Source organism: Halomonas sp. LC1, assembly GCF_030247125.1.
Taxonomy (GTDB): Bacteria; Pseudomonadota; Gammaproteobacteria; order Pseudomonadales; family Halomonadaceae; genus Vreelandella.
This window is the reverse complement of the sequence record NZ_JASSPG010000003.1, coordinates 356,010-368,437: the sequence shown is the minus strand read 5'-3', so window position 1 is coordinate 368,437 and position 12,428 is coordinate 356,010. Positions and strand designations below refer to the sequence as shown.

12 protein-coding genes are annotated in these 12,428 nt (G+C 58.1%); 6 read left to right on the top strand and 6 right to left on the bottom strand.

From position 1 onward, the window contains the following. The first annotated feature begins 55 nt into the window (after window positions 1–55). Both QIT27_RS07445 and QIT27_RS07440 read left to right on the top strand, forming a co-directional pair. Window positions 56–871 carry an amidohydrolase gene (locus tag QIT27_RS07445; RefSeq protein ID WP_159342072.1) on the top strand — a complete coding sequence of 272 codons (816 nt, stop codon included), beginning with the start codon at window positions 56–58 and terminating at the stop codon, window positions 869–871. Next, window positions 871–1,575, top strand: a complete 705-nt coding sequence (locus QIT27_RS07440; RefSeq protein WP_285263354.1) for a pseudouridine synthase — start codon at window positions 871–873, stop codon at window positions 1,573–1,575. The genes QIT27_RS07445 and QIT27_RS07440 overlap by 1 nt, the downstream gene beginning before the upstream one ends. A 160-nt stretch (window positions 1,576–1,735) precedes the next feature. On the opposite strand, the gene QIT27_RS07435 is transcribed toward QIT27_RS07440, so the two are convergent. From QIT27_RS07435 to gloB, 6 genes are all read right to left on the bottom strand, one after another. Beyond that, window positions 1,736–3,328, bottom strand: a complete 1,593-nt coding sequence (locus QIT27_RS07435) for an ABC transporter ATP-binding protein (protein ID WP_285263353.1) — start codon at window positions 3,326–3,328, stop codon at window positions 1,736–1,738. Further along, entirely contained in the window at window positions 3,321–4,394 is a 1,074-nt protein-coding gene (locus QIT27_RS07430) for an ABC transporter permease (RefSeq protein ID WP_285263352.1), read from the bottom strand. Before QIT27_RS07430 ends, QIT27_RS07435 begins: the two co-directional genes overlap by 8 nt. Window position 4,395: 1 nt before the next feature. Further along, on the bottom strand, window positions 4,396–5,469 hold the full coding sequence (locus QIT27_RS07425; RefSeq protein ID WP_285263351.1) for a microcin C ABC transporter permease YejB: 1,074 nt from the start codon (window positions 5,467–5,469) through the stop codon (window positions 4,396–4,398). A 100-nt stretch (window positions 5,470–5,569) separates the two neighbouring features. Further along, on the bottom strand, window positions 5,570–7,429 hold the full coding sequence (locus tag QIT27_RS07420; protein ID WP_502875193.1) for an extracellular solute-binding protein: 1,860 nt from the start codon (window positions 7,427–7,429) through the stop codon (window positions 5,570–5,572). Window positions 7,430–7,512: 83 nt separating this feature from the next. Next, window positions 7,513–8,736: a transglycosylase SLT domain-containing protein gene (locus tag QIT27_RS07415; protein ID WP_285263349.1), complete on the bottom strand. Its 1,224-nt coding sequence runs from the start codon at window positions 8,734–8,736 to the stop codon at window positions 7,513–7,515. Window positions 8,737–8,766: 30 nt separating this feature from the next. Continuing rightward, on the bottom strand, window positions 8,767–9,534 hold the full coding sequence (gloB, locus tag QIT27_RS07410) for a hydroxyacylglutathione hydrolase (protein WP_253016429.1): 768 nt from the start codon (window positions 9,532–9,534) through the stop codon (window positions 8,767–8,769). Between the two features lie 114 nt (window positions 9,535–9,648). Between gloB and QIT27_RS07405 the strand changes: the two genes are divergently transcribed. Genes QIT27_RS07405 through nudC form a run of 4 tightly spaced genes read left to right on the top strand, consistent with a single transcriptional unit; the run spans window position 9,649 to window position 12,424 of the window. Continuing rightward, window positions 9,649–10,446: a class I SAM-dependent methyltransferase gene (locus QIT27_RS07405; RefSeq protein WP_285263348.1), complete on the top strand. Its 798-nt coding sequence runs from the start codon at window positions 9,649–9,651 to the stop codon at window positions 10,444–10,446. Further along, window positions 10,439–10,924 carry a ribonuclease HI gene (gene rnhA, locus QIT27_RS07400; protein ID WP_285263347.1) on the top strand — a complete coding sequence of 162 codons (486 nt, stop codon included), beginning with the start codon at window positions 10,439–10,441 and terminating at the stop codon, window positions 10,922–10,924. The genes QIT27_RS07405 and rnhA overlap by 8 nt, the downstream gene beginning before the upstream one ends. Beyond that, complete coding sequence (gene dnaQ / locus QIT27_RS07395) at window positions 10,906–11,655, top strand: DNA polymerase III subunit epsilon (RefSeq protein WP_159342081.1); 750 nt, start codon at window positions 10,906–10,908, stop codon at window positions 11,653–11,655. The genes rnhA and dnaQ overlap by 19 nt, the downstream gene beginning before the upstream one ends. Further along, window positions 11,648–12,424 carry an NAD(+) diphosphatase gene (gene nudC / locus QIT27_RS07390; RefSeq protein ID WP_253016423.1) on the top strand — a complete coding sequence of 259 codons (777 nt, stop codon included), beginning with the start codon at window positions 11,648–11,650 and terminating at the stop codon, window positions 12,422–12,424. Before dnaQ ends, nudC begins: the two co-directional genes overlap by 8 nt. Window positions 12,425–12,428 lie beyond the last annotated feature (4 nt).

Here is a 12,428-nt window from a genome sequence, read left to right as displayed (position 1 = left end):
AAAATGCTAATCTAGCACACAATTTACAAACACACCGATGCAAAGGAGACGCGGCATGAGCCAATTGAAAACCAGCCTAGTGCAGTGCGATTTACGCTGGGAGGATCCGCAAGCCAACCACACACATTTAGAGGCGCTGCTCGGTGAACTGGATAGCCGTGATACGGACGTGATCGTGCTGCCCGAGATGTTCGCTACTGGCTTTACGATGAACTCCAGAGAAATGGCGCAGCCCATGGCGGACAGCCAGAGCGTGGCTTGGCTGCAGGCTCAAGCGAAGGCAAGAGGATGCGTCATGACTGGCAGCGTCGCCGTTGTGGATGATGGCCAATATTTCAACCGTATGGTGTGGGCAACTCCCACTGGGAATGTAAGCTACTACGACAAGCGCCATCTGTTCCGCATGGCTGGTGAGCACGAACGCTATGGCATGGGCAAGCAGCGTCACATCGTCGAACTCAACGGATTCAAGCTTCAGTTAAGTGTGTGTTATGACCTGCGTTTTCCCGTTTGGATGCGCCAGCAGCCAGCAGAAGGAGAGCATTTCGAGTATGATGCCATCCTGTGCGTGGCTAATTGGCCCGCTCCTCGGCGGCATCCGTGGCGTACGTTGCTACAGGCGCGCGCGGTGGAAAACCTCGCTTACGTGGTGGGCGTTAACCGCGTGGGTGAAGATGCCAAGGGGCTGGCCTATAGCGGCGACTCCATGCTGGTCGATTTCAAAGGGGAACCTCTGATCGACCATCCCGCCCATACTCCGTTTATTGAAACGGGGACGTTAGATAAAACGGAACTCGATGCCTTTCGTGACAAATTTCCTGCCTGGCAAGATGCCGACCGCTTTTCGTTACTGCCAGGAGTGGGGCAATAATGCGACTTGATCATTTTTTAAGTGAGACTTCGCCACTAACCCGCAGTTTGGCAAAACGCGCGCTTAAAAACGGTGAGGTGACGCTCAACGGTGAGCCGATTAAACAGTCGGCCACCCAGATCGATACCGAGAATGACGAAGTGAAACTCAATGGTGAGAGGCTCGCCTTAGTGGGTCTTCGCTACGTAATGCTGCATAAGCCGGTGGATGTCGAGTGTACTGCTCGTCGGGGGCTCTACCCACGAGTCATCGACATTATCGACTTACCGAAAGTGGAGCGGCTGCAGCCCGTAGGGCGTTTAGATGTGGATACTACCGGCCTGTTACTACTGACCGATGACGGCCAGTGGTCTCACCGAGTGACCTCGCCACGCCACCGCTGTGCCAAAGTCTACATAGCGGAGTTGGCCGAGCCGATGGAAGGTGAGGCCGCACAGTGGGCGGTAGATCAAGTCGCGCAAGGCATACTCTTGGACGGTGAAGAAACGCCGACACAGCCTGCCACGCTGCGATTTGTGACCCCACAGCAGGCAGAGCTGACCATTACGGAAGGGCGTTACCATCAGGTGAAACGCATGTTCGCTGCTTTAGGCAACCACGTGAATGCGTTGCACCGCCGCTCGATTGGCGATGTGGTACTGCCTGATGATTTGGCCCCAGGTGAGTGGCGGGAGCTGACGGCAGAAGAGATTGCCAGCTTTTAAGCGCTGATGATCCTCAATACGTCGCCTTGGACGCTATATCCATAGCGGCGTTTTTGTAGCGAAGTAGGTCCTCATATTTATACCGTTATCTTGTATCCATCACTTTCGATTTGCCCACCCGAGTCATATTGACCCAACCGAAAATAAGTGAGGCAGAAACCTAGTGCAGATGTGCGGCTTCAATCAGCGCTTTGGTGTAGGCATGCTGGGGAGCGGCGAGCACTTCTAGACAGTTGCCTTGCTCTACCACGTCGCCATCTTTGAGCACCATGATGCGGTGAGCCATGGCGCGCACAACGGCAAGATCGTGGCTGATAAACAGATAGCTGAGCTGGCGGCGTGCCTGCAGTTCTCGCAGCAAGATCACCAGCTGCTTTTGCACGGTGCGGTCAAGGGCGGAGGTGGGCTCATCAAGTACCAGCAGCTCTGGCTCCAAAATAATTGCCCGCGCCACGGCAATGCGCTGGCGCTGTCCGCCAGAAAACTCGTGGGGGTAGCGAGCCGCGCAGCTCTCCGGTAAGCCGACTTCCCGCAGGGTGCGGTGTACGCGTTCAGCGATGTCTGTCTCGTCTAAAGCGGGGAAGTGAAAGCGTAGCCCCTCACTGACGATATCGAACACCGGCATACGCGGCGAGAGAGCGCCATAAGGGTCCTGAAACACCATTTGAAAACGGTGGCGCTGACGTCGAAGCGCATCGCCAGAGAGCTGACTCAATGGCGTATCGCCCAGCTGCGCGTCGCCCTGGCTTGCCACCAAACGCATGATGGCGGAGGCAAGGGTCGTTTTGCCGGACCCGGACTCTCCGACGATGCCTAGCGTTTCACCCGGTGCAATGGTCAGATCAGTGGCCTTCAACGCGTCAAAGGCAGGCGGTTGACGTTGAAACAGTCGCGTTTTGGGCCGTGGGAAGCTCACGCGAAGCTGCCGTGTGGTCAACAAGGGCATCGTATTCGCAGGTTCTGCGGGTCGGCCTTCGGGCTCGGCGGCAATCAGCGCTTTCGTGTAGTCACTTTGTGGTTGGCTGAAGACCTGAGCAACGCTGCCGGTTTCTTGCACCTTGCCTTGGTACATCACGCAGACACGGTCGGCATGGCGGCGGACGAGGTTCAGGTCGTGGCTGATCAGCAGTACCCCCATGCCATGGTGGTCGCGCAGCTCTTTCAAGAGCGCAAGAATGTCTTGCTGCACGGTGACATCGAGTGCCGTGGTAGGCTCATCGGCAATCAATAGGGCGGGGTTGTTGGCAATGGCCATGGCGATCATCACTCGCTGGCGCTGACCGCCAGACAGTTGATGGGGCCATGCATCCAGCAACTCCTCGGAGCGAGGGAGTTTGACTTGTTCCAAAAGCGTTTTGGCTCTCTGCCGCGCCGCTTGCCCGGTTAAGCCTTGATGCAATCGAAGAGTTTCGCCAATTTGTTTGCCGATGCGATGCAGCGGGTTGAGCGATGTCATGGGCTCTTGAAAAATGAAGCCCACCCGGTTGCCGCGAATGCCGTTCCAGTCACGTTTGCCCAGCGTGGAGAGGTCGCGACCTTCCAGCCAGCGTTGGCCGCGCACCTGTGCATTGCTGGGCAATAGATCGATGGCCCCCAGCGCAGAAACCGATTTGCCCGAGCCAGATTCTCCTACAATGGCCAGCGTTTCACCCGCCCTCACTGAGAGCGATAGGCGGTCTACGACGGTTTTGCCGTCGAAGGCCACCGTTAGCTCATCGAGCTGGAGGAGCGGTTTGGCAGTGGAGTCAGACATGGGTGGCTTCCTGGGCAGTGGTAGAGCGCTGCTTGACGTGGCGCGGGTCGAAGGCGTCGCGTAGTCCTTCGCCGATGAAGACCAGCAGAGACAGCATGATGGCCAAGGTCATGAAAGCGGTAATCCCCAACCAAGGAGCATGCAGGTTATTCTTGCCTTGAGCCGCTAGCTCGCCTAGCGACGGTGACCCCGGTGGCAGGCCGAAGCCTAGAAAGTCCAGCGCCGTCAGGGTGCCAATCGCGCCGGTAAAAATGAACGGAATGAACGTCAATGTGGCCACCATGGCGTTGGGTAACACGTGTCGCCACATGATCAATCGAGAGGGCAGGCCCATGGCTTTGGCGGCGCGAACGTACTCCAAGTTACGGGCGCGCAGAAATTCGGCGCGCACGATATCCACGAGCCCCAGCCAGGAAAAGAGCAGCATGATGCCTAACAGCCACCAAAAGCCCGGCTGCACGAAGCTCGCCAGAATAATCAACAAAAACAGTACCGGCAGGCCAGACCATACTTCGGTGATCCGCTGGCCGATCAAGTCAACTTTGCCGCCAAAATAGCCCTGCACACCGCCCGCGAAGACACCAATCACCAACGATCCTGCCGTCAATACCAATGCAAACGCGACGGAAAGTCTGAAACCATAGATCACTCGGGCTAGCACGTCGCGGCCTTGATCATCGGTACCCAGCCAGTGGCGATGGTCGGGCGGCGCTGGTGAAGGCCGCGTCATCTGCATGTCTAAGGTTTGATAAGAGAACGGAATGATGGGCCACAGTGCCCAGCCGTGTTCGCTAATTTGCTGCTGAATGAAGGGGTCCAGGTAATCGGTGCGGGTCGGTAGAAAGCCGCCAAACTCCGTTTCTGGATACTCCACCAACAGCGGCACATACCACTGGCCGTCATACTGCATGACGATAGGTTTATCGTTGGCGATCAGCTCGGCAAAGAGGCTAACGAGAAACAAAACGCCGAACAGCCACAAAGAGACGCGAGCGCGGCGATTGTCTCGAAACGCGGCGAGGCGGCGCCGCGTGATGGGCGAAAGACGTGAGGTGATCGCGTGCATATCAAGACTCCCTCGACGCAAAATCGATACGTGGGTCGACCCAGACGTAGGTCAAATCCGATACCAGCTTGAGCAAAAGGCCGATCACGGTGTAGAGGAAGAGCGTGCCGAAAATGACCGGATAGTCGCGTTGCATGACTGCTTCAAAGCCCAGCAGGCCCAGGCCATCCAGTGAGAAGATCACCTCGATCAGCAGCGCGCCGGTGAAGAAAATACCAATCATGGCAGAAGGCAGCCCCGCGATAATGATCAGCATGGCGTTGCGGAACACGTGGCCGTATAACACGCGCTGCTCATCGGCGCCCTTGGCGCGGGCGGTCAGCACATACTGTTTGTGTATTTCGTCAAGAAAGCTGTTTTTGGTTAGCATCGTCAGCGTGGCAAAGCTGCCAATCGAGGCCGCGATGACGGGAAGGGTGATATGCCAAAAGTAGTCCTTTACCTTTCCCCAGGTAGAGAGCTCGGCAAAGTCGGGCGAGGTCAGCCCGCGCAGCGGGAACCAGTCCAAGTAGGTGCCCCCGGCAAATAGGACGATCAATAGAATGGCGAATAGGAAGCCGGGGATGGCGTAGCCCACGATCACCAGTCCAGATGTCCAGACGTCGAACCGTGAGCCGTGGCGCAGGGCTTTGCGGATGCCCAAAGGAATGGAAATCAGATAGACCAGTAAGGTAGTCCACAGGCCGAGAGAAACCGAGACGGGCAGACGCTCGATCATGAGCTCGATCACCGGTCTATCACGAAAGAAGCTGGTGCCAAAATCGAAGGTTAGGTAGTCCGCCATCATACCGATGAAGCGTTCGTGGGCGGGTTTATCGAAACCAAACTGCTGCTCTAGCTGCTCGATGAAGCGTGGATCGATGCCCCGTGCGCCTCGCGAGTCATCATTGATCTGGACATCCGCACCGCCCATGTCCAGCCGCGTGCTGGACATGGCGTTGGCACCTTCGAAGCGCGCCAGCATTTGATCGATCGGCCCGCCTGGGGCGGCTTGAACAATCATGAAGTTGAGCAGCATGATGCCGAACAGCGTCGGAATCATCAGTAGCAGTCGGCGTAAGGTGTAACGTGCCACAGCGCACTCCACGAAAGGATGACAACGAGCAGTGGTTGTCAGTAATGGTTGTCAGCGATCGATATCAGCGTTCATGCCAAGCGTCCAACCGCGTGCTTCCCTAGCGACGGCGAAGACGTTGCTGCAGTGCTGCTTCGCGTTCGGTATCTACCCACCACGCATCGAGGTCCATGGCGTAGTCAGGAAAAGGCTCGGGGTAGCCAAATTTATCCCACACGGCGATACGTGTCTCGCCAGAGTGGTAGTGTGGAATGACATAAAAGCCCCAGCGCAGCACGCGGTCAAGGGCGCGCGTTGCAGTATCCAGCGACTCCCGGTCATCCGCGCGGATAAGGTCTTCCACCAGCGCATCCACGGCAGGGTGGGAAAGGGCCATACGGTTACGGCTCTGGGGCGCTTCGGCAGCGGCGCTGGTCCAATAATCACGCTGCTCGTTACCAGGGTTGTTGGATTGCGGGAAATGGCTGATGACCATGTCGTAGTCGTAATCACGCACCCGGTTGAGGTACTGGTTGATATCGACGATCCGCATGGAGGTCTGAATGCCCAGGCGCGCCATGTTGCGTAACATCGGCTGGACCACGCGCTCCAGCCCGGCGTCATACAGCAGCACTTCGAGCGAGAGTGGACGCCCCGCATCGCTCACCAGCACGCCATCCTCGACCCGATAGCCCGCTTCGCGCAGCAGCTCCAACGCCAGTCGAAGGCGCTCACGCAACTCGGTAGGGTGTTCGATAGGCAGGGGGGCGGTAAACAGTCGATCCGATTGGTGCGACGCCAATAGCTCGTCACGGTAGGGTTCCAGCAGTGCCAGCTCCTCCTCGGAGGGCTTGCCGACCGCCTCCATTTCGGAGTTTTGAAAGAAGCTTTCGGTGCGAGCGTAGGTATCATAGAAAATGTTGGTATTGAGCCAGGGAAAGTCGAAGGTCAGGCTCAGGGCTTCCCGCACGCGGGGATCCTGGAATTTTTCTTTACGCAGGTTGAATACGAACGCCTGCATCATCGACGGGTTGACGTCTGGCACGGTGATGCGTTTTATCAGCCCGTCTCGGTAAGCAGGAAAGTCGTAACCAATCGCCCACGTCGCGGCACGCGCATCGATACGGAAGTCGGTTAGCCCCGCTTTGAAGGCCTCCCAAGCGATATCTCGATCCCGGTAGTATTCATATACCACGCGGTCGATGTTGTAGCGCCCGACGTTAACGGGCAGGTCTTTGCCCCAGTAGTCGTCGTCACGCTGATAGACGATCCGGCGTCCCGGGTCGACCTCGCTAATACGGTAAGGGCCAGAGCCGGGATGGGCGGCCAGCGTCGGGGTGCTAAAATCACGCGGTTCCCAATAATGGCGGGGCAGGATGGGTAGCTGTGCGACGATTAGTGGCAGTTCGCGAGACTCGGTGTCGTTAAACTCGAAGCGCACCTGATGCTCGTTTAGCGCGATGGCTTTTTCGACGCCTGCATAGTAACTGGCATAGAACGGATTGCCCTGTTCGCGAAGGAGATCGAACGTAAACACCACATCGTACGCTGTGAGGGGCTCTCCATCCTGAAAGCGTGCCTGTTCGCGCAGGTCGAACTCCATCCAGCGACGCTCGGGGTCCAGGCGCACGCCTTCCGCGACCAGCCCGTAAAGGCTGAACGGCTCGTTGGGGTTGCTGGCCATCAGCGTGTCGTAGATTTGCGAAATGCCAGTGGCCGGTGTGCCACGGATGATGAAGGGGTTGGTCGAATCGAAGCTGCCGCCCACGGCAGTGTGCGTGATGGAACCGCCTTTGGGCGCCTGCGGGTTGACGTGGGGGAAGTAAGCGAAATCGTCAGGCAGCGCCGGGCTGTCGTAGAGCGATAGCCCATGCACGGTCTCGACTGGCGCCTCGGTGGCGGGAGCGGCCCTCTCTTCCGAGGCCCATAGCGAGCAGCTCAGCAGCAGAGCGCTGATCAGTAACACCGTAGTCTTAAGCATGACGCTGCGTGCCATCGGTAAACTTCCTGTTGTAACCCTGACTCGTCGTGATACCACCCTAATACGGATTGTTGCCGTCTCTGCTATTGGCCCGACAGAGACAGCAGCTGTCCCGGCTGAAGTGCTTCCGGGCGCTCGATGGCATTCCAACGGATGAGGTCTTGCTGATCGAGATTATACTGTGCGGCAATCGTTGACAGGTTATCGCCCCGCTCGACACGGTGCACGTCCGGGGTGCTGGTCGAGGCCAGCGCCGTGTCATTGGATTGCGAAAGCTGAGCTAACACCTGTGTATCCACTTCCTCAGGCACCAGAAGCGTTTGTGCGCTGCGTGGGTCGAGGCTGCCATTGAGCAGTCCAGGGTTTAGCTCGGCCAGCGCGGATCGGCTGACATCCAACAGTTGTGATGCTTGTGCCAAGCTGACCGGCTGCTCCAACTGCACTTTGGCGAAGGCGGGGTCAGGATGGATATCCGGCAGTTTGACGCCGTACTTCTCAGGCTCGTTGATGATGGTGGCAATCGCTTTGAGCTTGGGCACGTACTGCATCGTTTCATGCGGCAGGGATAGATCCCAATACTTGCCTGCTAGCCCTTGGCTCTGCGCCTGGCGCTGAGCGCGATTGACCGTCCCTGCGCCCGCATTGTAAGCGGCTAGCGAGAGCATGAGATCTCCCTCGTACCACTCGTCGGCCTGCATTTCGAGATAGTCCAGCGCTGCTTCCGTCGAGGTCACGACATCGAGGCGGCCATCGTAATGACCGTTGCGCACCAGACCCAATGCATCGCCGGTGCCGGGCATGAACTGCCACAGACCCGCCGCGCCGAGATGGCTGCGCGCGCTGGGGTCGAAGGAGCTTTCGACGAAGGGAATCAAGGCGATCTCACCCGGTAGACCTCGGTCGCTTACCTGTTGGGCAATCCAGGCAAGCCAAGGTGTGGCCCGTTCGGTGATGGCCGCGATGTTCTCTGGGCTGGAGCGATAATACTCGATCCACTCATCGACTCTTGCCTGTGCATCGGCAGGAAGGTCTTTCTCTTGCCATTGGAAGCTGGCGCGCAGCGAGCTCCAAGCATCCTGGGGCTCCAGTACCAGCGACTCCCAGAAGTGGTGATGCAGCGCCGTAGGCTGAAAATGCGTTGCGCTGCGTTGGCCGCCATCCGTGGTGGCGTCGTTGACGGTGGTGTACGTCAAGTTTGGATCGGTAGCAGAGGCTTGCGAGCTTGCTGCCGCGGCCAAAAAAAGGCCCATTACTACGGTGCTCCCAGCGCTTAGCAATAAGCGCTGGCGAATCGTTCGATAGGTCATAATTGGGTTCGTGTCTAATCGATAGCGTTCTTAAAAACGGTTCTTCCACTCCCGAAGAGTGGTGAACGTAGCGAGTTCATCATGGTTATCCCCCTGGGTGCCTGCTGCTTGGCGCACGCTATCGGTGCCCACACGCAGGTAGGGGTTGATGGTCAGCTCGCGTCCTATCGTGCTGGGTAACGTTGGCCGGTCCAGTGCCCGCGCTTTCTCACACTCCTGCAGTGCGTGCGTTACAGCGTCATTCTCAGGGTCGGCAGCACGTGCAAACGCGAGGTTCGCCTGCGTATATTCATGCGCTGCAAAGACCAGCGTATCCTCAGGGAGTTCCGCCAAGCGATTCAATGAGCTAAACATTTGCTCGGGCGTGCCTTCGAAAAGGCGTCCGCAGCCAGCGCAAAAGAGCGTGTCGCCGCAGAAAAGTAAGGCAGGAATACCCGCTGTAAAATAGCTGATGTGATCCAGCGTGTGGCCCGGTGTGGCCATGACCTCGAACAGGCGACCCATAATACGTACCTGATCGCCGTCGCCAACGCGCTCATCAATCCCCTGGATCGTAGGGTTGTCGGGTCCGATCACTCGGGGAGAGTAGCGTTGGATCAGCGTGGCCAAGCCACCAGTGTGATCCTGATGATGATGGGTGATCAGGATGGTGTCGAGGGTGAGCGACTCACGCTCTAGAAACTCGATGACAGGCGCTGCCTCACCGGGGTCCACCACGCAAACGCTTTGACTGGTATCCTGTCTTATTAGCCAAATATAGTTGTCGCTTAGGGCGGGTATCGGTGTCACGCTCATCATTGGCGAGATCCTTTAAATGCTAACAATGCGTAACGTTCTATGATGCACGGTCGTGCGCCAAAACGGACGCATAAAGACGTTAAAAAGCCGTTACTGTGGAGGGAAGCGCCGTTTATGTCAAATTCGCCAAAGGCCATCAGCCTGGCCCAGCGCATGACCAACGCGCAGGCTTACTGGCAAACCGACGCCGGGCGCGCGCTTTGGGAAACACAACGCGCCTGTTTAGGCCCCGTGGTCGAAGGCCGTAAAGGCGGTCACAGTTTAGAAATGGGCATGGGGCCAGCGATGATGGATATGTCCGCCATCGCCCACCCGATCCGCTGGGCGCCCAGCCTATCCTTGGTGGAAAGCAGTGCCACCTTGGTCTGTCCGCCGGATCAATTGGCGCTGCCCGACCGCTGCTTGGATACCGTGGTCCTTCATCATTGGCTGGAACATCTTCCAGAGGCCCATTACACGCTGCAAGAAGCCGCCCGTGTCACGGCCGATAATGGGGTGCTGGTCCTGTTTGGCTTCAACCCCCTTGGCTTGAACGGGCTTACACAGCGCTGGCGCAAGCAGCAGGCGAACTTTCCCTGGAGCGGTCAATGGCGCTCGGCGAACCGTCTCAAGGATTGGCTGGCGTTTGTCGATTTTGAGGTGGAGCGCGTAGACTACTGCTGTTTTCGTGGCCCAATGAGCGCCGCCTGTGGTGAACGTTGGGAGGCGCTGGGCAGGCGGCATAACGTACCCTTGGGCGAAAGCTATATGATTCAAGCCAAGCGACGCCAGCGCCATGCCCCGATTCAGCGTGTCAAATTTGGCCTGCGTGCACCGGTGGCGCCCTCATCACTGGGTGTCACCCGCACGGACGCCCCCTGGCGTTACCCGCAGAGCCAACGTCGTCTACAAAAGGAAAGTGAACGTGAGTAAGCAAGCAGCCGAGGGGCTGCCCCAGGTAACGGTGTATACCGATGGGGCCTGTCGAGGAAATCCGGGCCCGGGTGGCTGGGGGGTGGTGCTGGAAAGCGGCTCCCACCAAAAGACCTTGAAAGGCTATGAAGCCGAGACGACGAACAATCGTATGGAGTTGATGGCAGCCATCATGGCTCTGCGCACCTTGAACAAGCCATGCAGCGTTGCACTGTGGACCGACTCGCAGTACGTGCGTCAGGGCATTACCCAGTGGATTCATAACTGGATCAAGCGCGGCTGGAAAACGGCAGCCAAGCAGCCCGTCAAGAATGCCGAGCTGTGGAAGACCCTCCATGAAGAGACCCAGCGACACCAGGTAGATTGGCATTGGGTGAAAGGGCATAGCGGCCACCCAGGCAACGAGCGTGCCGATGAATTGGCCAACGAAGCCATCGACGAACATCAGAGGAGTGCGGCATGCGCCAAGTCATCTTAGATACGGAAACCACCGGCATTGACCCCAAAGACGGCCACCGTTTGGTCGAGATTGGTGCCGTCGAGATGATCAACCGCCGGTTCACAGGGCGTACCTATCATCAGTACATCAATCCTGAGCGCCATATCGATGCAGAAGTGGTGGCAGTTCACGGTATCGATGACGCCAAAGTCGCCAACGAGCCGGTCTTTGCGGAGATCGCTGATGCGTTTTGGGCGTTCATCGAAGGCGCCGAACTGGTCATTCACAACGCGCCCTTCGATGTCGGATTCATCGACCATGAGCTAGGCATGCTCAACAAACGCCGCCAGGCCCCCGCTTTAGGCCCGGTGCGCGATCACTGCCGCATTCTCGATACGCTGGTCATGGCTCGCGAGATGCATCCCGGCCAACGTAACAACCTGGATGCGCTGTGTAAGCGCTACGATATCGATAACGGACATCGGGTGCTTCACGGCGCACTGCTCGATGCCGAGATACTGGCCGACGTGTATCTGGCGATGACTGGCGGTCAAACCGCGCTGACGCTGGATGCCGATAGCGGTAGTGACAAGCGCCAGCAAAACGAGGCGAACGAGGGCCTCTCGGTAAGCCGTCTGTCGCTGTCGCCTGGGCAGTTGAGAGTGGTTCGTCCAACCTCAGAAGAGCGTGCGGCCCACCAAGCCAAATGTGAAGCGCATCAGTTGCGCTGGTTTCAAGAGTCGTTAGACGGTACCGCTGCCGATGCTTAAGCGCCTGATTCCGCACCATGCCAAAGAAGGACGCGTGATACGCGTGTCTCGTAGCCACATTGCGCCTGCTCCTTTGACGGGCGAGCTGACACCGCTGCAGCCGTTTCAGCCGTGGACCGAGCAGATGCAGCCTTTGTGCTACTGGCACGATGAACCCGTCGCACTGTCAGTGGAAAGTCAGCCCGGGGATGACTGGATCGATGGGCGACAGTGGCTGGGGGAGCTGCCCGCGTCGTGGTTTAGTTTGCTATCGACGGCCCTGCAAGTGGGGGCATGGCTGGAAAATCACCGCTTTTGCGGCCGCTGTGGCGAGAAAGCCACCAAGCTCGAGGCCGAATTTGCGATGCATTGCCATGCCTGCGGACATCGTAACTATCCGCGTATTTCCCCGTGCATCATTACGCTAGTCACTAGTGGAGAAGCGATGCTGCTGGCGCGTAGCCCGCGCTTCCCGCCAGGGCGCTACTCTACACTGGCGGGCTTCATCGAGCCTGGAGAGTCGGCCGAGGAGGCCGTGCATCGGGAAATTTTCGAAGAGGTGGGGGTCCATGTGGACCAGCTGCGGTACCACCATAGCCAGGCGTGGCCCTTCCCGCACTCCTTGATGTTTGGCTTTTTTGCCGAAGCCACCACCAAGCGGATCAAGATCGACGGCGTGGAAATTAGCGATGCGGCATGGTTCTCGCCGCGGCAGCTGCCGGCGCTGCCGCCGCCTTTCTCGATTTCTCGGGACTTGATTGAAACGCACCTAGCGAAATGGCGCGATTAACAAT